The organism is Mesorhizobium sp. B3-1-7 (assembly GCF_006439385.1).
In the GTDB taxonomy this organism is placed as follows: domain Bacteria; phylum Pseudomonadota; class Alphaproteobacteria; order Rhizobiales; family Rhizobiaceae; genus Mesorhizobium.
Map to the genome: position 1 here is coordinate 17,984 of NZ_VFTL01000038.1, position 20,657 is coordinate 38,640.

The 20,657-nt window shown below is 64.2% G+C and carries 18 protein-coding genes; 9 read left to right on the forward strand and 9 right to left on the reverse strand.

Translation table 11 applies throughout. The features are described from left to right. Positions 1 to 13: 13 nt before the first annotated feature. The 6 genes from zwf to FJ417_RS26630 all read left to right on the forward strand — a co-directional run bounded on the left by zwf (position 14) and on the right by FJ417_RS26630 (position 9,389). Positions 14 to 1,390, forward strand: a complete 1,377-nt coding sequence (zwf, locus tag FJ417_RS26605) for a glucose-6-phosphate dehydrogenase (protein ID WP_140785480.1) — start codon at positions 14 to 16, stop codon at positions 1,388 to 1,390. 16 nt (positions 1,391 to 1,406) lie between these two features. Next, positions 1,407 to 2,111, forward strand: coding sequence for an ROK family protein (locus FJ417_RS26610; RefSeq protein ID WP_140785481.1), 705 nt, complete (start codon positions 1,407 to 1,409; stop codon positions 2,109 to 2,111). Positions 2,112 to 2,319: 208 nt separating this feature from the next. Continuing rightward, positions 2,320 to 2,781 (forward strand): MucR family transcriptional regulator, encoded by a 462-nt coding sequence (locus tag FJ417_RS26615; protein ID WP_140646091.1) that lies wholly within the window; start codon positions 2,320 to 2,322, stop codon positions 2,779 to 2,781. Between the two features lie 189 nt (positions 2,782 to 2,970). Then, on the forward strand, positions 2,971 to 4,071 hold the full coding sequence (locus tag FJ417_RS26620; RefSeq protein ID WP_140785482.1) for an aminotransferase class I/II-fold pyridoxal phosphate-dependent enzyme: 1,101 nt from the start codon (positions 2,971 to 2,973) through the stop codon (positions 4,069 to 4,071). Positions 4,072 to 4,229: 158 nt separating this feature from the next. Further along, on the forward strand, positions 4,230 to 5,468 hold the full coding sequence (locus FJ417_RS26625; protein WP_140707075.1) for an MFS transporter: 1,239 nt from the start codon (positions 4,230 to 4,232) through the stop codon (positions 5,466 to 5,468). Positions 5,469 to 5,600: 132 nt separating this feature from the next. Beyond that, positions 5,601 to 9,389, forward strand: a complete 3,789-nt coding sequence (locus FJ417_RS26630; RefSeq protein ID WP_181183307.1) for a hypothetical protein — start codon at positions 5,601 to 5,603, stop codon at positions 9,387 to 9,389. A 160-nt stretch (positions 9,390 to 9,549) separates the two neighbouring features. Here FJ417_RS26630 and FJ417_RS26635 read toward each other — a convergent pair whose 3' ends face one another. After that, a complete protein-coding gene (locus FJ417_RS26635; RefSeq protein ID WP_140785484.1) occupies positions 9,550 to 9,780 on the reverse strand; it encodes a hypothetical protein in 231 nt (76 codons plus the stop codon). A gap of 165 nt (positions 9,781 to 9,945) precedes the next feature. On the opposite strand from FJ417_RS26635, the gene FJ417_RS26640 reads away from it, so the two are divergent. Continuing rightward, positions 9,946 to 10,212, forward strand: coding sequence for a hypothetical protein (locus tag FJ417_RS26640; protein WP_140646087.1), 267 nt, complete (start codon positions 9,946 to 9,948; stop codon positions 10,210 to 10,212). Positions 10,213 to 10,339: 127 nt separating this feature from the next. Here FJ417_RS26640 and FJ417_RS26645 read toward each other — a convergent pair whose 3' ends face one another. The 5 genes from FJ417_RS26645 to FJ417_RS26665 are packed head-to-tail and all read right to left on the reverse strand — an operon-like array spanning position 10,340 to position 15,614. After that, entirely contained in the window at positions 10,340 to 11,446 is a 1,107-nt protein-coding gene (locus tag FJ417_RS26645) for an SAM-dependent methyltransferase (RefSeq protein ID WP_140785485.1), read from the reverse strand. A 12-nt stretch (positions 11,447 to 11,458) separates the two neighbouring features. Continuing rightward, positions 11,459 to 12,037 (reverse strand): DUF3726 domain-containing protein, encoded by a 579-nt coding sequence (locus FJ417_RS26650; protein ID WP_181183308.1) that lies wholly within the window; start codon positions 12,035 to 12,037, stop codon positions 11,459 to 11,461. Beyond that, positions 12,034 to 13,689: a hypothetical protein gene (locus tag FJ417_RS26655; RefSeq protein ID WP_140785487.1), complete on the reverse strand. Its 1,656-nt coding sequence runs from the start codon at positions 13,687 to 13,689 to the stop codon at positions 12,034 to 12,036. The genes FJ417_RS26650 and FJ417_RS26655 overlap by 4 nt, the downstream gene beginning before the upstream one ends. Continuing rightward, positions 13,686 to 14,690: an Ldh family oxidoreductase gene (locus FJ417_RS26660; protein WP_140785488.1), complete on the reverse strand. Its 1,005-nt coding sequence runs from the start codon at positions 14,688 to 14,690 to the stop codon at positions 13,686 to 13,688. Before FJ417_RS26660 ends, FJ417_RS26655 begins: the two co-directional genes overlap by 4 nt. 15 nt (positions 14,691 to 14,705) lie before the next feature. Continuing rightward, on the reverse strand, positions 14,706 to 15,614 hold the full coding sequence (locus FJ417_RS26665) for a LysR family transcriptional regulator (RefSeq protein WP_140785489.1): 909 nt from the start codon (positions 15,612 to 15,614) through the stop codon (positions 14,706 to 14,708). A gap of 100 nt (positions 15,615 to 15,714) precedes the next feature. On the opposite strand from FJ417_RS26665, the gene FJ417_RS26670 reads away from it, so the two are divergent. Together FJ417_RS26670 and FJ417_RS26675 are read left to right on the forward strand one after the other, a co-directional pair. Further along, on the forward strand, positions 15,715 to 17,163 hold the full coding sequence (locus tag FJ417_RS26670; RefSeq protein WP_140785490.1) for an aldehyde dehydrogenase family protein: 1,449 nt from the start codon (positions 15,715 to 15,717) through the stop codon (positions 17,161 to 17,163). Further along, a complete protein-coding gene (locus tag FJ417_RS26675) occupies positions 17,160 to 18,158 on the forward strand; it encodes a membrane dipeptidase (protein WP_140785491.1) in 999 nt (332 codons plus the stop codon). Before FJ417_RS26670 ends, FJ417_RS26675 begins: the two co-directional genes overlap by 4 nt. A 163-nt stretch (positions 18,159 to 18,321) precedes the next feature. Here the strand turns inward: FJ417_RS26675 and FJ417_RS26680 are convergent, their stop codons facing one another. From FJ417_RS26680 to FJ417_RS26690, 3 genes are all read right to left on the reverse strand, one after another. Then, entirely contained in the window at positions 18,322 to 19,128 is an 807-nt protein-coding gene (locus FJ417_RS26680) for a DUF5677 domain-containing protein (protein WP_140785492.1), read from the reverse strand. 1 nt (position 19,129) lies between these two features. Then, positions 19,130 to 19,864: a hypothetical protein gene (locus FJ417_RS26685; RefSeq protein WP_140785493.1), complete on the reverse strand. Its 735-nt coding sequence runs from the start codon at positions 19,862 to 19,864 to the stop codon at positions 19,130 to 19,132. A gap of 61 nt (positions 19,865 to 19,925) precedes the next feature. Beyond that, the gene (locus tag FJ417_RS26690) at positions 19,926 to 20,642 is read right to left on the reverse strand and encodes a glutamine amidotransferase (protein ID WP_140785494.1); all 717 of its coding nucleotides are present in this window, start codon (positions 20,640 to 20,642) and stop codon (positions 19,926 to 19,928) included. Between the last annotated feature and the right edge of the window lie 15 nt (positions 20,643 to 20,657).

A 20,657-nucleotide genomic window follows, 5' to 3' on the forward strand; every position in this document is an offset into this window, starting at 1 on the left:
GGGGAGAAACGGCATGAGCCAGGAGAGGTCCGACACGCTGGTGCTTTTCGGAGCGACCGGCGACCTTGCGCACAAGAAGATTTTCCCGGCGCTCTACCAGATGGTCGCCAAGGGGACGCTGACCGAGCCGGTGATCGGCGTCGCCTTCGACCCCTGGGAACTCCCCAAACTGGTGGACCGCGCCCGCGACGGCATCGTCACGGCGCTGGGTTCGATCGACGACAAGGTCTTTGCCAAGCTCGCCTCGCTGCTGCGCTATGTCAGCGGCGACTACCGCGACGGCGCGACCTTCGAGAAACTGAAGACGGCGCTGGGTTCCGCGCAGCGGCCGCTGCACTACATGGCCGTCCCCCCGACCATGTTCGAAACCGTCGTGCAAGGACTGGAGCAGTCCGGCACCGCGCGCGGCGCGCGGCTGATGGTGGAAAAGCCGTTCGGCCACGATCTGCAGTCGGCGCGCTGGCTGAACCGGGTGCTGCATCTGGTGTTCGACGAACAGTCGATCTTCCGCATCGACCACTATCTCGGCAAGGAAGCGATCCAGAACCTCCTCTATTTCCGCTTCGCCAACGCCTTCCTCGAGCCGATCTGGAACCGCAACTTCGTCGAAAGCGTGCAGATCACCATGGCCGAGGATTTCGGCGTCGAGGGCCGAGGCAAATTCTATGACGATGTCGGCTGCATCCGCGACGTGATCGAGAACCACCTGCTCAACATCCTGCTGCTTTTGGCCATGGAGCCGCCGGTCGGCCGCTCGGCCGACGACCTGATCGACGAGAAGGTGCAGGTGCTGCGCGCCATCCGCACGCTGACCAGGGGCGATGTCGTGCGTGGCCAGTTCGACGGCTATCTGGCCGAACCGGGCGTCAGGCCCAACTCGCCGGTCGAGACCTTCGCGGCGGTGCGCTTCTTCGTCGACACATGGCGCTGGCAGGACGTGCCTTTCTTCATCCGCGCCGGCAAGAACATGCCGGTGCATGCCACCGAGGTGATCGTGCGGATGAAGCGGCCGCCGCTCGACGTCTTCGACCCGATCAAGCCGGGCGACGCCAATTATGTGCGCTTCCGCATCGACCCGCAGGTGGCGATCTCGATCGGCGCCCAGCGCAAGGTCGCCGGCGACGACATGATCGGCGAGCAGGTTGAGCTGACCGCGCTCGACGACACCAAGGGCGACATGCCGCCCTATGAGCGGCTGATCGGCGACGCCATGAACGGCAACGGCCAGCTCTTCACGCGCCAGGACGCGGCCGAGCTTGCCTGGCGCATCGTCGGACCGGTGCTCGGCGACACCACGGCGCCGGCAATCTATGCGCCCAAGACCTGGGGGCCGGCCGATGCCATGAACGGCTTCGGCCCGCCCGATGGCTGGATCAATCCGAGCAAGTAACTTCGGGGAGGACGGGATGGCGAAGACAGCAAAAACCGCCGCGGCGAGCAGCGATCCGATCGTGCTCGCCATCGATGTCGGTGGCTCGCATGTAAAAATCCTCACCAGCGCCGGCGGCGAGATGCGCCGCGTCGCGTCCGGGCCGAGCCTGACCCCTGACCAGGTCGTCGCTTCGGTGAAGAAACTGGCGGAGGACCTGGACTACGACGTCATCTCGATGGGCTATCCCGGTCCCGTGCGCGACAACAAGCCCTCGCTCGACCCCTTCAATCTCGGCAAGGGCTGGAACGGCTATGATTTCACCGCCGCCTTCGGCAAGCCGGTGAAGCTGGTCAACGACGCGCTGATGCAGGCGATCGGCAGCTATGACGGCGGCCGCATGCTGTTCCTCGGCCTTGGCACGGGCCTGGGCGCCGCCATGATCATCAAGAATGTCGGGCAGCCCATGGAACTTGCCCACCTGCCCTACAAAAAAGGCGCCAGTTTCGAGGATTATGTCGGCGAGCGCGGCTTGGTAAAGCGCGGGAAGAAGAGATGGCGCAAATACGTATTCGACGTGGTCGACAGGCTTCGCGCCGCCTTGCAGCCGGACTATGTCGTGATCGGCGGCGGCAATGTCGACAAGCTCGATGAATTGCCTGAAAAATCCCGGCGCGGCGACAACACTCGCGCTTTCGCGGGTGGATTTCGACTATGGCGCGACAAGGCGCTGATCGTCTGATATTGTTACATTTCAGTATAATTGTTCAAAACAGCGTGTAATGACACGACAGATCATTGCGTCGCGCAGATTTGCCGACTAGGAATTCGCGGGCCTGCGGCGCCAAGCACCTTTCCGGATTCGCAAAACAACGCTCGCGGCGCTTTGACATTACACACCGCGAAGACCGCAGCGTTTTCGCGGCCTTGCGGCAATATGGAGGGACTACGTGGACGAGGACACCAGCACAGCCAGGGAAGTGGACCTGCTCGAGCTCACCGCTCACATCGTATCGGCTTATGTCGCGAAAAACCGCCTGCCTGCTTCGGGCCTGGGCGAACTGATCGCCAGCGTCGCCTCCTCGATCGGCGGGATAAGCCGGCCGGCGGAGCCCGCGGCGCCCCCGCCGGTTCCCGCCGTCAATCCCAGGCGCTCGGTGACGCCGGATTACATCATCTGCCTCGAGGACGGGAAGAAGTTCAAATCGCTGAAGCGCCATATCGGCGTGCATTTCGGCCTGACGCCCGAAGCCTACCGCACCAAATGGGGCCTCCCCGTGGATTACCCGATGGTCGCGCCCAACTATGCGGCGTCGCGCTCGCAGCTCGCCAAGTCGATCGGCCTCGGCCGCAAGGCGGAACCGGTGCCGGCGAAGCCCGCAAAGGGCAGGAAGGCCAAGGCGACGGCCTGAAATAACGCGCCTGCACCAATGGTTTAAGCAAGCCTGCCGAGGAATCCGCCTTGGCCGGCTTCCTGCTTTTATGGCTTGGATACGGCCGGAGACCAGAGCAATTCCAGGAAAAGCGTGAAGCGTCCGGGTTGCAAACAGGACGATCGGTTTGTCGTTTCCATGAACGATCAACCGCTGGGGGACATAGCCATGAACTACGCGAGGATGGTGATCGAGAAGGAAGCGCCGGAGGAATACGGCTACGGCCGCATCCGCTACAACCTTTCCGAAAGCTCGATCGCCGACCAGAAACTGTCCGACATCGGCCTCGCGCTGCCCGACCTCACCTTGTTCTATGGCGAGCATCGCGGCGACAAGGACTTGCGGGCGCTGATCGCCGGGCAGGACAGGGGCCTTTCTCCCGACGATGTGCTTGTGACAGCGGGTGCGGCCGGCGCGCTGTTCATCATCGCCACCGCGCTGCTTTCGGCCAGCGACCATCTCGTGGTCGTGCGGCCGAACTATGCCACCAACATCGAGACACCCAAGGCGATCGGCTGCGCCATCTCCTATGTCGATCTCGATTTCGACCAGGGCTTTGCCGTCGACATCGACCGTGTGAAGGCAGAGCTGCGGCCGAACACGAAACTGATCAGCGTCACCTGCCCGCACAACCCGACCGGCACGATGATGACACGCGCCGATCTCGACGCGTTGATTACGCTCGCCGAACATCACAAGTGCCGGCTGCTGGTCGACGAGACCTATCGCGACCTCTCCTACGGCGAACGCCTGCCCGCGGCGGCCTCGCTCAGCCCAAGCGCGATCAACGTCTGCTCGCTGTCCAAGGCGTTCGGAATTCCGGGCATCCGCATCGGCTGGCTGGTGACCCGTGATCCGGAACTGCAGGAAACCTTCCTCGCCGCCAAGGAGCAGATCGGCATCTGCGGCAGCGTCATCGACGAGGCGATCGCCCGCACTACGCTCGAACGCCGTGACGCCTTTCTCGCCTCGCTTCTCCCCGAAATGGCCAGGCGCCGCGACATCGTCCAGGCCTGGATCGAAGGCGAACCTCTCGTCGACTGGGTGCGGCCGCAAGGCGGAGTCGTCGGCTTCCCGCGACTCAACGTCGATGCCGGCTTCGACCTCGACAAGTTCTACACAAGGCTGCTGGAGGAGCACGGCACCTATGTCGGTCCCGGCCACTGGTTCGAGATGCCAAAACGCTTCTTCCGCCTCGGCTTCGGCTGGCCGAAGGAAGCGGAGTTGCGCGGCGGGTTGGCGGCCATCTCGGCTGCTCTAAGGCGGTAACTTCCTCGTGCAATCGGCTGAAAAGTCCAAAAGCCCTTGATCCAAACTCGATTTTGAAGCATATGCGCCGCGAACTTTATTAAGTTTCATTGGCCGGAACAGCGCCCGTTCGGGAAGTGCCCCGCTGGCCAATGTTTTTCGAAACGGGGCCTACCTCCATGACCGCAGAACAAATATCGCCGGAGCAGCGCTACGCTGCTTTCCGCCACCGCCCGTTCCTCAGCTATTGGACGGCGCGCTTCCTCACGACCTTCGCCACCATGATCGTGTCGGTCGCCGTCGGCTGGCAGGTCTATGACCTGACCCGCGACCCGTTCGACCTCGGCATTGTCGGCATCGTCCAGTTCCTGCCTTCGCTGCTTCTGGTCCTGGTCACGGGCGTGGTCGCCGACCGCTTCGGCCGCCGCCTGATCATGACGCTGGCGACTCTGGTCGAGGCCGGCTGCGCCTTGGCCTTGCTGCTTCTGACATTGCGCGGCCTGACCAGCCCTCTGCCGATCTTCATCGTGCTGGTGATGTTCGGCATCGCCCGCGCCTTCTACGGCCCGGCCTCCTCCTCGCTGTTCGCCAATCTGGTGCCGCAGGAGGATTTCGCCAACGCGATCGCCTGGAACTCGTCGGCCTGGCAGACGGCGACCATCGTCGGCCCGGTCGCCGGCGGCCTGCTCTACGGCGTTTCGGCGGAAGTCGCCTACGCTACCGCCGCGGTGCTGATGCTCGCCGCGGCCGCGCTCATCTTCACCATTCCCAAGCCCGCCCAGCAGACGGCCACCGACAAGCCGACGATGCAGACGCTGTTTGCCGGCTTCGGCTATATCTGGGGCGAGAAGATCGTGCTCGGCGCGATCTCGCTCGACCTTTTCGCCGTGCTTCTGTCGGGCGCCTCGGCGCTGCTACCGGTCTATGCGCGCGACATATTGGAGCTCGGCCCCTGGGGGCTCGGCCTGTTGCGCTCGGCGCCGGGCATCGGCGCTATCTGCGTCGCCGTCTGGCTTGCCGGCCATCCGATCCGCGACCATGCCGGCAAGATCATGCTGGGCTTCGTCGCTCTGTTCGGCGCCTTCACCGTGCTGTTCGGCGTCTCGACCATCACCTGGCTGTCGATCGTGGCGCTCGCCCTGCTCGGCGCCACCGACATGTTCAGCGTCTATATCCGCGAGACGCTGATCCAGCTCTGGACACCGGACGAGGTGCGCGGCCGCGTCAACGCCGTCAACCAGGTCTTTGTCGGCGCCTCCAACGAGGTCGGCGAATTCCGCGCCGGCACGATGGCGGCGCTGATCGGCACGGTTCCCGCAGTGGTGATCGGCGGCATCGGCGCCATCGCCGTCGCTGGCCTGTGGGCCTATCTGTTCCCGGCGCTGCGCCAGGTACAGCACCTCAACAGCCGCAACTGATTGGGTCTTTATCTGAGCCGCCGGATCCGACGCTCGGGCCGGGCAGCTTGCGCCGATACTCGCTTTTCCACAGCCACGAAGCGTCGTCCTGTTCTTCTTCCGTTCGGCACTCCCAGACGCTATCTTGGCGTCATGGTTACTGCTACACAGATTGCCAGTTGGGCCAACACGACACCAGCTCAGGCAGAATTGCCTCGGCTCCTACGCCGGCTGATCCACAGCGTCTCGACCGTGACGCAGATGGCGATGCCGGCTGGTGAATCCGTCGCGTTGCCGGGGTTTGACGGAGAGCTGCACAGCGAAACGGGCAACGCGTGGGTGCCTGTCGGCCATTCCTGTTGGGAATTAAGCTGTCGCGCTGACTCCATTACCAAGGCAAACGAAGACTTCGCCAAGCGTACATCAGCGACGTCGCCGGAAATCAGAGCAGAGCGTAGCTTCGTTGCTGTCACCGCCCGCCGTTGGGCGGCTAAGTCGCGCTGGCGGGACGAGAAAATCGCGGAAGGTTCGTGGAAGGACGTTCGGGCCTATGACGCTGACGACCTGGAGCAGTGGCTCGAACAGTGCCCGGCGGTAGCGCTCGCTTTCGGCGAAGAACTTGGCATCGTCGGCCCCGGTGTCGAGAGCCTGGCCGCGTATCTGGAAAAGTGGGGTGCGCAATGCACTCCCAAGATCATGTCCGCAGCATTGCTCACTGGTCGGATCGACCAGGCGACAAAGCTGGTTCATCGGGTTGAACGGATTCGTGGCGGAACGGCGACCGAGCCGCTAGCGATCAAGGCAGACAGTGTCGAGGAAGCGGTTGCCTTCACAGCGGCCGCACTGCTCGAAAATGACCATATTTCCAGCCAATCGGTCATAGTCACTAGCACGGACGGCTGGCGCTATGTCGAGAAGAATGCAGGCATCGGGGTTGCGGTAGCTGCGACACCGGCCGTAGCCGAGGCGCCAGCGGTTAGGGATCGACTGGCGTTGGTGGTGCCGTACGCGTCGGGCGACATGGCCCGCCAGTTCAAGGGCCTCGCCGCAAGGCTGAACGATGCCGAGATGGTGCTGGAGCGGGCATTGCCCGGCGAGTTCGAAAAGGCGCTCCAGCTCATCGGACTCGATGAGAATGACACGCGGCGCCTGTCGACGCTTTGCGGCCGCTCCTGGTCTGTGCTTCGGCGCCAGCACGCGATCAATCCAGCCATTCGACGGCCAAGCTGGCTCGATAGCCCGGCCGCCGATGCCTTGGCGACGGTCTGCCTCGTCGGAGGCTGGTCGACCAGCAAGCCGAGCGATGCTGAGATCGTCGCGCGGATCAGCGGCAGGCCGTATGAGGAGTTGGAAACCGATCTGCTCGCGCTCGAGCGGCTTGACGATTCGCCATTGCTGCACATCGGCACGGTCTGGAAAGCGAAGTCTGCGCTTGAGCTCCTCGCCATTTTCGGTGAACGCATCACGCTGGTGCAGCTGGATCGCTATTTCACCGAGTTGGAGGCTGTCCTCGCCGCGCCCGATCCGCAGCTCGAACTAGCGGAGGAAGACCGCTATGCCGCTGCCATTCATGGCAAAGTGCGGCCGATCAGTGGACTGCTGCTGGACGCCTTGTGCGACACGCTCATCAAACTTGCGGCGCGCGGCGTCGATGTCCCCGCGCTCATAGCGATCGACATCCAAGGTCGTATAGATCGCCTCGTGCGCAATCTGCTTCGCGATGGCGACCGGGTTCGCTGGCTCTCCTTGGCCAGCCAACTCCCCGCTCTGGCTGAGGCAAGCCCTCACGAGTTTTTGACGGCGGTCGAATTCGGCATAGGCAGACCTGGCAGCGGTCCGCTTTCTGTCTTTGCCGAAACCAAGAGCACAGGGATCGGCAGCCGATGCTGGCACGCCGGGATGCTTTGGGCACTCGAGACGTTGGCCTGGGCTCCGAACCGGTTGCGACGAGTTTCGCTGATACTGGCGAAACTGTCCGCCGTGGAGATCGATGGAAACTGGGGCAACAAACCCAGAAGCTCGTTGCTCGATCTCTACCGTTCGTGGTTCCCGCAGACCGCCGCAACGGTCGAGCAACGGATCAGCGCGATCGATTTCCTGATCGAGCAGACACCGGATGCCGCCTATCAGCTTCTCGACAGCTTGACCGGAGCCGGCCCCGATTTCGCCAACCATATCGCACGGCCCAAATGGCGGTCCGACGATGCGGGCGCCGGCTATGGTGTGACCGGCCTGGAGCGTCACACGATGGTGGCCGCGGTAATCGATCGCCAGATAGAGATGTCGCGAGGCCATGCTCAACGCATTACGAAGCTCATCGCCAAATACGCCACACTCGACACGCCGCGCCAGCAACGGATCATCGAGCTGATCTGGGAATGCCGGGCGCTAGGCGATGAAGACAAGGAAGTGCTCCGTTCGGCCATACGTCATAAGCTGCATTGGCATCGCAACTATGACGAGAAGCGTGACGATGCGACACTCAGCACGCTGCTCGACCCGCTTGAGGCCGTCTATGCGGACCTGGAACCGGACGACGTCATCGTCAGGCACGCTTGGCTGTTCCGGAGCAGTTGGGTCGAACTTCCAATCCGCACACGAGGAACCGAACTCGACGCCGAAGAGCGCCAAGGGGTGCAAACCGCCCGCGCAGCGCTGAGGGACGTATTCGAAGCGCTTGGTTGGGAAGGCGTTGTCAAGCTCGCCACCCTTCACGCGGATGCCTGGACCGTTGGCTGCCATCTCCCGCATATCAAGCTACCGGAGCAGGAACTCGATCGGTGGATCGTCGAGGAAGCGGGCCAACTTCACCGCGGAGAAGTTCGAACGACCGTTGCGGCCGCCATCCTGTGCTGTATGTCGTCGGAAGAACGCAGTGCTGCCCTCGGGAGGATCTTCGAGATCGCACCTGCGGCGGGGCATGTGCCGGATTGGCTGGCGCGCCTCCTCGTCCTGTGCCCTCATCATCCGCAGATATGGGATCGCGCCGACGGCATCAGCAGGTCCGAATACTTCTGGTCAAATTGCACCAACAATTTGTGGCTCGACAACCCGGTAGAGATGGAGACAGCAATCCGCAAGCTCGTCGCGCACGGCCGGCCGGTATCCGCGCTGAATGCCTGCCATATCAAGTTCTCTCCCTATGACCCCGAGCTTGTCATAGACATGCTAGAAGGGGTCATGAAGGGACTCGAAGTGGCCGAAGGCCATATCCCTCAGAGTTACGTCTTTCAACGCGCGATCGACTATCTCGAAGACTCGGGAGCGATCGACGAGATGCGGCTCGTTCAACTCGAGTTCGCGATAATCCGCGCATTCGGCTTCGAGGGAGAGCAGCACGCGAAGACACTGTACCGGGTTCTCATGTCACGACCAGAGGTGTTTGTCGAACTCCTCTGTCTCATCTACAAACCGCACAGCGGCTCCGATCGAGAAGCAGATGATAGGCAACGAGGCGCCGCCGAGAATGCTTGGCATATCCTACACGCCTGCGAGCGTCAGCCGGGCACCAGTGCCGATGGCTCGATCGACCTCGATCAAGCCGTTCAATTCGTGGAAGAGACCCGGCGGCTCGCCGCTCAGCAAGATCGGCTTGCGGTGTGCGACATCACGCTGGGAGAAATCTTGGCCCATGCGCCGGATGGTGCTGACGGTTTGTGGCCGGGCGAAGCTGCCCGGGCTCTCCTGGAGCGCACTTCTTCCGAAGATATGCTTGGAGGGTTTTACACAGGGAGCATGAACAAGCGCGGCGTGCATTCACGGGGAGCCTACGAGGGGGGCGACCAGGAACGCGCACTGGCGGCGCATTATCGGCATCACGCCGGTGCACTAGAAGTAACCCACCCTCACCTCGCCGGTGCTTTGCATGATCTGGCGCAGTCGTACGACCGCCACGGGGCTCGTGAAGACCTTGATGCAAAGCTACGGATAGAGGGGCGATAGTCCCAGGCATTGTCGCCATAGCGAAAGGCCTGGTTGGGATACATGCGCGCCAGCGAAACGTCGCCTCGCCGCGCACCAATTCGTCCGCGTCGTTGGCGCTCATCGGCCTGCGGCAGAGCACTGCCAACGCCCGATTGAGATCGCTTCGCTTGCAGTTCCTCTACTCCGAAAAACTCACGCTAACGCCGCGCTGCCGAAAATAGGCCTGCATCAGCTTGCGGCCGGCGCGGTTGTTCTGCACCAGCCTGGTTGGATCGAACACTGCCTGTTTTTTCCCCTCTCGCGCCAGCGCTGCCTTGAGTGCCGCGATATGCGTATCGAGGTCGGCATTGTCCGCTCGGAGTGAGGCGTAGATGCTTTCGGTCGCCTCGGCCACGGTCAGTTCGTTCACAGGGTGTCGTCCTTTGATTGATCGGGCGGCGCATAACACAGATTCGTGGCCGCGCCGATACCATCCATTTTTGTTCCTCGCGTTTTGAGGGGACGGCTTCTATTTTGGACAGGGCCCGATACCGATGTGGAGAGCCGGGCTCTCACCTGACAGGAGGATTACGTTGTGAAAATACGCACGACGACGCACAATCATCCCGGAGAACCAGGCGTCATTCTGCTGGATCAGCCATTGGCGAACATGGCCGTGGCGACCGACATTCGCGATGGCGCAACGACGCTGTTCGGAACCGTCGATCTGCAGGTGAACTATTCCGGCAAGTACGACATCAGAGTTGAATTATCACCGGACGAACTCACGCGCGTCTACCAGCTGCTCGTCAAAAATCTCCTCGGGAAAATACAGGAACTTACCGCTGAACCAGTGCCTTGAAATTCTTTAACTCCGGGGATTTCGCACAAGCACCTGATACCGAGCGGCGCGAAGTTCGGCGTGGCCTCCTTGACGTCCCACGACCGGGACCAGGCGCAAGTGCGGGGCGCATAGGTCTCGGTACCACTTATCCTTTGACGATCTCCGTCACGCAGTGGACGTAGTCCATCCGATGGCCTTCGGGCGCGCGCGCGACATCGGCTTCGTACGCGCCGTAAAGAGCGTCGACGATTGCGGAACGATCGGCCACGGGACGCGACGGGTCGAGCGCGTTGGCAAAGACGGTTTCCGACCAGGAGCGGAGCGTCGGCACATAGGCCCTGGCGAAGGTCTGCGCATTGCCATGGACCCGGAAGGCTTCGGCATAGGGGCACGGCGTCACCATGGTGAAGATGTTTTCCAGCCTCAGTCCGGCCTGCGACACCGTCGAAGCGGGATCGCGGAAGGGTGCCGCGAACTCGCCCGGCGTCTTGTAGAACTGCTGGAACGTCGCGTTGACATATTCCGTCTCGCTGATCCGCCCCGCCCGAGCCAGATCGCGCCAATGGCGCGCGAAGCCGTCGAACATATCGACCCTGGTCGTATGTCCGAGATAGCGCCCTTCCTCGTCGACGCAGAAATTGGCCAGCGCCAGCCTGCCGCCCGACCTGAGCTCGCGCGCCCTGGCAAGCAGGATCGTCTCCCAGTCGCGCAGCCCCTGGGCGCGAAACTGCGCGCGCTCGGCATCGGTCGCGCCGACAGCCTGGACATGGTCGGCGATCATGCAGGGCCGCTTGCTGATCCAGTGCATCGCCGTGGCGGAAAAGCCGAACGAGAGCGAATTGTCCGGCACGATCTGCCGATAGAAGCTGGTGCCGCTGCCGAAGATGTAGAGCCCGGGCGTCTCGGCCAGCGGAACCTCCGTCGAGGTGCCAAGCAGTCCCTGGCTGAGCCGGAACAGCGTCGAGAAATCATTGTGGGGCAGGTCGGTGTAGGTGATCGATATCGCCCGGTCCGGTTCCCTCTCCCGAACGGCGCCGACCAGCCGCCGCATCATGTCCATCGAGGTGCCGCCGTCGGCCGCGCCGAAATCGGCGATGGCGAATGGCTGGCCGTCGGCCAGCCGGGGCATGCCGGCGACGGCCTCGACGACGAGATCGCCGACCTTGTCGATGACGTATTTGGCGCCCACGGTGTTGGCCGAGTAATAACCCGCTCCGCGCATGGCGATCTTCTGGCCGTCGGCTGCGCTCATTTTTTTCTCCCCTTATTCGTCGTCCACCCGGCCGCCGCCGGCACCACGCACGCGCGACCCTTCGCTTTCCGGCACATAGGTTCTGGCGGCGAAGGAATTGAGCGCCGCAAGCGTCCGCTCGTCGATCGCGCCGCGCCGGCCCGCGGCCGGCTGCTCGATTTCGGGGCGGCGTTCGATGACGACATCGGCGCGCGTCACCGGCCCCACGGGCCGCGCCATGCGCATGGCCGAGCGGCGCAGCATGGCGTCGAGCCAGATAGGCAGGCCGACACCGATGATCGCCAACGGCAGCGCGCTCGCTGGAAGCGGATCGTCGAGCAGCAAAGCCGCGGTTCGGATCGGGCAAAGTGGCGTTTCGGCCGGCTTGTCCGTCTCGCCTTTTCGCCAGCGCGCCGCGCGGGCAGGGTCGGGCGCCGCGAAGGACTGCGCGTTTTTGGCAAGGCTCAGCATGGCCAAGCCCCAGTTGTCGTCCTCGACCGCGATCCGGCGTGCCGCGCGGCCGATATCCTCGGCCAGTCCCCATGAAAATCCAGCGCCCCGCGCCGCCTTGGTGCTCAGCGTTTCCACCTCGTTGAGCGACAGGTCGATCACGCCGCCTCTCCTGCCGGCGCCATGGCGGCGACATCCTCGATCAGGGGCTCGCCGCTGAACAGCGCGATCCGCAGCCAGCGGTCGGAGCGCGGATCGAAGCTGCGCGCGCCGAAGAAAGCGAGCTTCGCGCGCAAGATGTCGACGGGCCGCAAGTCGGCGCCGATCAGATTGTCGTGGATCTCGGCATAGGGAAACCTGGCGACGATCTGGGCGCGCCGCACCGCGTGGCGCCATTCGGGCCGGCGCAGCAGAAAGTCCGCGACGCTGGCCGTGGGTGGCTCCTGCGCCAGCGCGGCCGCCAGGCTGAGAGCGTCGCGCGCGGTGGCCAAAGGCTGTTCGAGATCGGCGCCGTCCTCCTCGAAGCGTTCGCCGAGCCGGGGCTCGAGCTTCTCCGCCGAGACATACCAGAAGCGCGCGTTGGCGGACGGCTCAGCGAAGTCGACCTTGGCCGCCCAGGAATAGGAGGCGAGAAGCGCCTGACGAAGCGAGGCGCAGCTCATGGTGCCGTCAATGGCATGGCCGGGCGTCTCGTCGGCCTGCATCGTGTCGCCGAGCTCGTCAATCAGGACACCGTGCGGCTCGAGGATCAGCGAGACGCAGGCCTCCTGCCCCTCGAGCGAGAATTTTTCTTCCGCGAAGCGATAGCTCGCATCCCAGGGGCAGGGCTGCGCCAGAAGCCGGTCGAGGTTTTCGGCCAGCGCGTCGAGATCGGCGGCCAGCGACAAGGTCGCGGCGGCCTGGCGGTCATCGTCGCTATGCCAGCGAGCCACGCGCTGCCGCAGATCGGCGAGCGCTTTCAAGAAAACGTCTCGTTCCGTCGCGCCGGCTTGCGGTTCGGCGCGCACCCGCGCCAGCGCGGTTTCGCGGGCCAGGAACCAGCTGTGCGTCAACAACGGATGGCGCACGAGAAACGGCGCCATCCCGAGCCCCGTCGCATTGCCCACGCCGAGCGCTCGGCGCAAATCCGGCGCCAGCCTAGCCGCGCCGGCCGGATTGCGGCGATAGGCGATGTGGTCGACAAGATCGAGCGTGAAGGATCGGATCAGCCAGACCGTGAGCATTTCCGCCTGGAAGGATCCCGCAAGCTCCGGCCGTGTTGCGATCTCGTCGCGATCGGCGATGCCGAACTTGCCATTGCCGTAAACAGCCGTGGTGCGCAGCAGATAGCCGACGCCGAGCAACTGCTCCTCGTGCGGCTGTCGTCCCTGTGCCAGTGCCGCGGCGACTTCCTCGAACAGCCGCACGCTCTTGTTGGCACGCGCCAGCACGAGTTCGCTTCTCGTATAGCGGCCTGCCTCCTGCAGCGGCGCATTTGCCTCCAGCCGTGCGATTTCGGCGGCGTCCGGCAATCCGTCGTAAAGCACGTAGCTTGTGTCCCAGGCCTGCGCGATCACCCGGTCGGACCGTTTCTCGTCATCGAGCGGGGTCGAGAACGCGACCAGGCTGTAGGTCCTTGCCGGTGTCTCGACCGCATAGACCGCGCGTCCGAACCCCTGGTCGTCGAGATCGAACAGGTGTTTGCGCACACGCCATTTCTCCCTGGTGGCGCGGCGGATCAGCTGGCGCAGGAAACTGAGCCGTGTCGGATGCGCGGCGCCCAGCCGCTGCAGGCGCATGACGATCTCGGGCGGGCGCAGCGCGATCGCCGTCATGCGGCGGTCCCTGCGAGCTTTTCCAAGGTGGCAAGCGTTTCCGCCGCTACCTCGATGCCCTCTTTGGTGTTCTGTTCGCGCGCGCCGAAGCGCCTTGTGCCCGGAAGCCTGGTATCGCCGGTGAAGGCGCCGGCGACGGTTTCCAGATTGCCCGCGAATGCCCCGGCCGATGTCGCCTCGGGCGAGACCGCCAGGAAGAACTGGCCGGTTCCCGGCGGGCCTCCGGCCGTGCCGGAGAAGGGGCTGGCGACCAGCCCGGGATTGGCTCCCGTCAGGCACGCGGCAAAGATCTCCACCAGCAATGCAGAGCCGACGCCCTTGTAGGCGCCTGCCGGCGCCATCGTACCCTTCAACGCTTCGCCGGCATCGGTGGTCGTCTCGCCGCTTGCGTCGAAAGCCCAGCCGGGCGGGATCGGCTCGCCGGCGCGGGCCCGCTTGATGACCTCGCTCTTGGCGACGACGCTGGCGCTCTGGTCGATGACGAAGCGCGCGCCGCCGTGCCCGTCGGGAACCGCCAGCGACCAGGGGTTGGTGCCGAGGGCCGCCTTGCGGCCGCCCCAGGGCGCAATCGAGGCCGGCGCGTTGGTGAAGCCCAGACCGACCAGGCCGTCCCGGGCGATACGTTCGGTGTGATAGCCGAGCGCGCCGCAATTGTAGGAATTGCGGATAGCCAAAGCCGCCACGCCTTGCGAGCGCGCCGCCTCGATCAGCGGCGGCATGCCGGTGGCGATTGCCGCGTGCGCAAAGCCATTGCCGGCATCGACGGCGACGACCGCTGGAGCCGGCCGCGTCAGGCGCGGCTCGGCCTGCCCCAGCACCTTGCCGCAGGTCAAATGCTCGCAATAGGTCGGCAGGTACATCAGCCCATGCGACTTCAGGCCATCGCGTTCGGCTGCCGCGATGGCTGCGGCGAGCGCCTCGGCCTGCCGCTCGCTTGCGCCATGGCGCAGCAGCGCGGTGCGGGCGAGCGTCTCGATGCGGGCTTGCGTCAGGCGCGTCATCCGGTCATCCGCCAGTCATGCCGCCGCATAGCCGAACTCTCCTTCGCTCGCCTGCGTCTGTAGGCGAATGCATTCGATGAACCGCAGCGACGCCGGCTGCAGGTTCCGGCCTTCCTTGGCGATCCAGCCGACGGTACGGCTCGAGCGCGGATCGGCAAGGGGAACGAAGCGCACGTCATGGCTGCTTTTCCAGCGGCAGAGCCGGGGCAGGATGGTGACGCCGAGCCCTGCCTCCACCATCGCCAAATTGGAGCTCACATTGGTCGCGGTGAGTTTCGAGCCGGCGGCAAGCGCCTCGGTCTCGGCAAGCCCTAGCGCCGTGGCCGCGCCATTGCGGATGAAGCTCTCGCCCTCGAGTTGCGACCATTTCAGCGGGCGCTTGGATTTTGCCAGCGGATGATCGTTCGGGCAGACGAAATCGAGCGGCTCGTGGAACAGCGGCTCGAAACTGAGCTGCGGCCGCCTGGTCGCGAGCACGCACAGGCCCACTTCAACCATGCCGTTTTCGACTGCGTCGACGATGGCGCTGGAATCGCTGTCGCGGACGTGGATGTCGAACCGGCTGCCCTCGGCGCGAAGCTGGGCGATCGCGCGCGGCAGCAAGGTGACGGCGACCGAAGGCACGCTGGCAACGTCGCAGCGGCCTTGCCGGTCCGCCGCATAGCTGGTCATTGCCAGGCAGGCGCGGTCGTAATGCGCGATCATGGCGCGCGCCTCGTCGAGCACGATGCGGCCGACCGGCGAAAGCGCGCCCTTGCGCTCGCTCTCGAACAATGGCGCGCCGATATCGTCTTCCAGTTGCTTCAAGGTCATCGACACGGCCGACGGGGTACGGCCGATCTGATCGGCGGCGGCGCGCACGCCGCCGGTCTCGCAGACCGCGACGAAGCTGCGCATGCCGGTCAGGCTGATGGTTTTGGTCACTGTTAAGCTTGCCTGAACATTTGTGCCAAAAATTGAGCTTGATTGAAGTTCACAGCATTGGTTAGGTCGTTGTCAACCGAATTGATGCAGGTCGAACACGATGCTGAACGGTCAGAACTTCGTTGCAGGCGAATGGCGCGACGGCGCCGACTGGGTCGAGGACGTCAATCCCTCCGACGTGACCGACATCGTCGGGCGCTTTGCCCAGGCGCGGCCGTCCGACGTCCACGACGCCGTGGCGGCGGCGCAAGGCGCGCAACGGGAATGGGCCGCGGCCGGGCTCGAAGCGAGAGCCGCCGTTCTGGACGCCATCGGTCGCGAATTGATGGCGCGCTCGAAGGAGCTCGGCGAACTGCTTTCGCGCGAGGAGGGCAAGACCCTTCCCGAGGGCGTCGGCGAGGTCTATCGCGCCGGCCAGTTCTTCACCTATTTCGCGGCTGAAGCCTTGCGCAATCTCGGCTCCTCGGCCGATTCCGTCAGGGCCGGCGTCGACGTGCTGACCGAGCGCGAACCGCTCGGCGTCGTCGCGATCGTATCGCCCTGGAATTTCCCCATCGCCACCGCGTCCTGGAAGATCGCGCCGGCGCTCGCCTTCGGCAATGCCGTGGTCTGGAAACCGGCCAGCGTCACGCCGGCCAGCGCCTGGGCGCTGACCGAGATCATCAGCCGGCAGGCGATCCCGAAAGGCCTGTTCAATCTTGTGATGGGTTCGGGATCGACGATCGGCCGCGAGCTTGCCGCCAATGCCGACATACAAGGGTTGAGCTTCACCGGCTCCGGTGCCGTCGGTTCCGGCATCGCGGCATTGGCCGCTGCGCGGTTCGTGAAGCTGCAGCTCGAAATGGGGTCGAAGAACCCGTTCGTGATCATGGACGATGCCGACCTCGACCGTGCCGTCGACCTTGCCGTGAACGGCGCCTTCGGCGGCACCGGGCAGAAATGCACGGCGGCGTCCCGCCTGATCGTCCATCGTCCGATCCACGACGCCTTCGTCGACAAGCTGCTGGTGAAGACCAAAGCCCTCAAGGTCGGCCATGCGCTTGCGGCCGGCGTCCAGATGGGGCCGGTCGTCAGTGCCGAGCAGCTCTCGGCCAATCTCGATTATGTGACGCTTGGCATAAACGAAGGAGCGGAGCTTGCGACCGGCGGCGAAGCGCTCGACCTGGCGCATCGGGGCCACTACATGGCGCCTGCCGTCTTCCTCAACGGTCGCTCGCGCATGCGCATCAACCAGGAGGAGATGTTCGCGCCGATAACCTGCGTCATTGCCGCCGACGATCTCGACGAGGCGATCCTGCTGGCCAACGACACGCCTTACGGGCTGACGGCCGGCATCGCCACGCGCTCGCTGGCGCGCGCGACGAAATTTCGCCACGCCTCGCGCTCGGGCTGCGTCATGGTCAACCTGGCCACCGCCGGCACCGACTATCACGTGCCGTTCGGCGGCGTTCGCGCCTCCAGCTACGGCCCGCGCGAGCAGGGCCGCGCCGCGGTCGAGTTCTACACGCAGGTCAAGACGTCCTACATCCACGCGGGCGTGGCCGAATGACCAGCGACGCGACGGGAGTGCTGATCGACGGGCTGCAATACTGCAACTGGTCGCGCGAAATTTTCGAGGAGATGCGCCGGGGAGGGCTGACCGCGGTTCACGCCACGGTCGGCTATCACGAAGGTTTTCGCGAGACGGTGCGCCACCTCGTCGATTGGCGCACGCGCCTTCGCGACAATGAGGACCTGATCCTTCTGGCGCGCGATGCCGGCGACATCGAGCGGGCGCGGGCCACGAACCGCACGGCGATCTTGCTTGGCCTGCAGAACCCGATGCCGATCGAGGACGACATCGGCCTGATCGAAATGCTCTTCGATCTCGGCATCCGCTTCATGCAGCTCACCTACAACAACCAGTCGCTGCTCGGCTGCGGCTGGATGGAGAAGGAGGACAGCGGCGTGACGCGGATGGGGCGCGAGGCCATCGCCGAGATGAACCGGCTCGGCATGATCATCGATCTGTCGCATGCGGGCGAGCGGACCGCGCTGGAAACGATCGCGCTCTCGGAGCGGCCGGTGGTCATCAGCCACGCCAATCCGCGCTGGCTGCGCGACAGCAACCGCAATGTCTCCAGGGCCGTATTGCAGGCATTGCGCGTAAAGGAGGGGCTGCTCGGCCTTTCGCTCTATCCGCTGCACCTCCCGAACGGCTCGGACACCACGCTGGAGCAGTTCGGAAAGATGGCTGCCGAAGCGGCCGGGATCATGGGGGCGGATCATCTCGGCATCGGCTCGGATCTCTGCCAGGACCAGCCCGACAGCGTCGTGCGCTGGATGCGCGAGGGCCGCTGGACCCGCGAGATCCAGGCGACCGCGAGCTTTCCGGGTCAGCCATCCTGGTTCAGATCGAACCTCGATTTTGCGAAGCTGTCGGAAGGTCTTCTCCCGGCCGGGTTCGGTGAGGCCGAAACCGCGCTGGTTCTCGGCGGCGCCTGGCACCGCTTCCTCAAGGCCAGCCTGCCTTCGGCCCGGGATCCGCAAGCAACGAGCAGATAGGCGCGGAGACAGGTGCAGGTCGTCTTTGTGCTTTTCGGCGTCTCGACCCTCACCTGGCTGTCGATCGTGGCGCTCGCCGTACTCGGCGCCACCGAGATGTTCAGCGCTGAACTATGCGGTCATCGTACCGAAACCCTGAGTGTGCCTACGATGCAACTACGTATCAGTCCGGCTGCGGATCATCGGTGATGGCATCAATCAAAGTCTCGTAGGATGACGGGCCCGAGATCGCGAGCCCGTATGCTCGGTCGAAGGTGCCCAACGTCTTGCTCCAATATTTCGCGGCGAGCGTCAGATAGTAGAGATCCGGGGCAGATGTCTCGCTGGTCGGACGACGATGATACCGGTGCAGTGGATTGCCGCACTCCCTGAGATCGTAATGTGCAACATGGTGCCACATCGAATGCGCGCAGGCGCTGAACGGAGTGTAGATGTAGTTGTAGAAGTCGATACAACCTGCTTCCTCGGCCATCTGACGAACTGATATGCTCGACCATTTTCCGAGGTCGACATCGAGTAACCCGCTGATCCGCTGGCTGTCGATCCATCTCTCGCGAGCTTCCAGCATGGCCACTTCCTGGGGCGTCGGCTCGCGCGTGCCGATCTGAGCGCGGCGATGCTCGAGTTCGAGCTTGGCCTGACCCAATCCGAAGAAAATAAACTTGCGACAGCGCTCGACCGGGTCGAGTAGCAGCCACGTAAGGTTAATGTAGGCGTCCGCCATCGCGCGCAACAAAATCGGCGCGCTGTGCCCGGTCCAAAGCATCGGCGCGCGCGCAAGATCCTTGGCGAGTGTAGCCTCGCGCGCGAGCATACCGCCGATCACCTCATGGACGTGGATTTGCGCGAAATCGGGCGGCCATGCATCTAGGCGCGCGGTAAACTCGCGATCGACATCCGCACAATAGTTCTCGATGAGCGGCCTGAGTTCGATGCCTTCTTCATCCTCTCGATTCGACACCCTCATCATCTCAATTCTCGCACGGTTCGAGTTCTAGGCCCCGGTTCCAGAAGACGATCGGCCAGTCGGTCCCTGACGCGATCAGATCGACTTCCCCGAACATCTGGTTGAGCGTTGCCCGGATCGAAGCGGCTATGCGCTGCGACTGATCGGTGTCGGGATAATCCTCAATTCGGGGGAAGTCGGCAAGTGCCAGGCCTGCTGAGACCTTAAGCCGCTCGGCATCGAATGCGAGCCACGTCGCCGTCGCCTGGACCATGGTGGCGCTCGTCGACGCGCGATCAAACAGCTCAGCGACCAGTTCCTTGAGCGCGCCGAGGTCTTCTGAACAAGGTAGTTCGGTCACCCCAGAGGTCAGTTCGCGCATCGGATGTTCAGGATAGTGCGCATGGAGCGGCGCGAGCGGTGCACACAGGTCGTCCCGATAGGGTCGGCCTTCTACGATGCCCGCAAGGACGCCGGTCGGCAGGCCCGCGAACTTGCCGGCCGCCGCCCAGATCGTGCGGGAGCGCGTAGGATCGCTCGCTCGGACGTCGCGCGTGAAGGCGGTGATGATCTCGACGCCACGACGCGGACCCCAGGCTTTTTGCACGAGCGCGATCCACAGCAGCTCCGGGATCATCATGTTGACCCACGACACTTCGTGCATCGGCCCGAACGCATCGTTGAACGGCGTCACCAGCTTCGATTTGATGCGCTTATGATCTCCGAGCACCGGCGTGCGTGTGCGCTTGCCCCCACTCATCGTTTCCTCTCAGCCTTCACCAGGCATTGGTCTGCTTCGGGTCGAACTCAGCAGGTCATTTCTATTCCGCGGCCGGCCTACCAAAAATCAGCGCCAAAAACTCGCTCAGCCAGCGCCTGAGGTGCATGTCCCAGATCAGCCGGCCGCCGAGATGGTCGCGGCCGGGCTGGGCGCCTGGCAGTTCGAAGCGATGCGCGCCGCGCACCACCCAGCGCTGCATCATCACCCGGGTCAGCTCGCCGTGGAACTGTATGCCCCAGGCATTCTCGCCATAGCGGAAGGCCTGGTTGGGATAGGTCTCCGCCGTCGCCAGCAGCGTCGCTTCCTTCGGCAGCGAAAAGCCTTCGCGGTGGAACTGGTAGACCATCTCCGGCCAGTGCAGCAGTTTCTTGCCGGCGTCGGTCGCCTTCAGCGGATACCAGCCGATCTCGACCAGGCCCTCGCCATGGCCCTCGACCTTGCCGCCGAGATGGTTGGCGAGCATCTGCGCGCCGAGGCAAATGCCGAGGAACGGCCGGTTCTCCTTGAGCGGGATTTGCAGCCAGTCCGTCTCGCGGCGGACGAACTCGTCCTCGTCATTGGCGCTCATCGGCCCGCCGAACACCACAGCGCCGGCATGATCGTCCAGCGTGCAGGGCAGCCCATCGCCGAGCGGCGGCCTGCGGATGTCGAGATCGAAGCCTTCTTCCAGGAGCATGTGGCCGACGCGGCCGGGGCTCGAATTCTCCTGATGCAGCACGATCAGGATTCTTGGTCTCGGCCTCGGTCGTGATGGCATGGAAGGCGAAGGGTC

Coding starts and splice junctions, on each gene's coding strand:
- zwf (WP_140785480.1), top strand. CDS start 14: ATGAGCCAGGAGAGGTCCGACACGCTGGTGCTTTTCGGAGCGACCGGC.
- FJ417_RS26610 (WP_140785481.1), top strand. CDS start 1,407: ATGGCGAAGACAGCAAAAACCGCCGCGGCGAGCAGCGATCCGATCGTG.
- FJ417_RS26620 (WP_140785482.1), top strand. CDS start 2,971: ATGAACTACGCGAGGATGGTGATCGAGAAGGAAGCGCCGGAGGAATAC.
- FJ417_RS26625 (WP_140707075.1), top strand. CDS start 4,230: ATGACCGCAGAACAAATATCGCCGGAGCAGCGCTACGCTGCTTTCCGC.
- FJ417_RS26630 (WP_181183307.1), top strand. CDS start 5,601: ATGGTTACTGCTACACAGATTGCCAGTTGGGCCAACACGACACCAGCT.
- FJ417_RS26645 (WP_140785485.1), bottom strand. CDS start 11,446: ATGAGCGCAGCCGACGGCCAGAAGATCGCCATGCGCGGAGCGGGTTAT.
- FJ417_RS26655 (WP_140785487.1), bottom strand. CDS start 13,689: ATGACGGCGATCGCGCTGCGCCCGCCCGAGATCGTCATGCGCCTGCAG.
- FJ417_RS26660 (WP_140785488.1), bottom strand. CDS start 14,690: ATGACGCGCCTGACGCAAGCCCGCATCGAGACGCTCGCCCGCACCGCG.
- FJ417_RS26670 (WP_140785490.1), top strand. CDS start 15,715: ATGCTGAACGGTCAGAACTTCGTTGCAGGCGAATGGCGCGACGGCGCC.
- FJ417_RS26675 (WP_140785491.1), top strand. CDS start 17,160: ATGACCAGCGACGCGACGGGAGTGCTGATCGACGGGCTGCAATACTGC.
- FJ417_RS26680 (WP_140785492.1), bottom strand. CDS start 19,128: ATGATGAGGGTGTCGAATCGAGAGGATGAAGAAGGCATCGAACTCAGG.
- FJ417_RS26685 (WP_140785493.1), bottom strand. CDS start 19,864: ATGAGTGGGGGCAAGCGCACACGCACGCCGGTGCTCGGAGATCATAAG.
- FJ417_RS26690 (WP_140785494.1), bottom strand. CDS start 20,642: ATGCCATCACGACCGAGGCCGAGACCAAGAATCCTGATCGTGCTGCAT.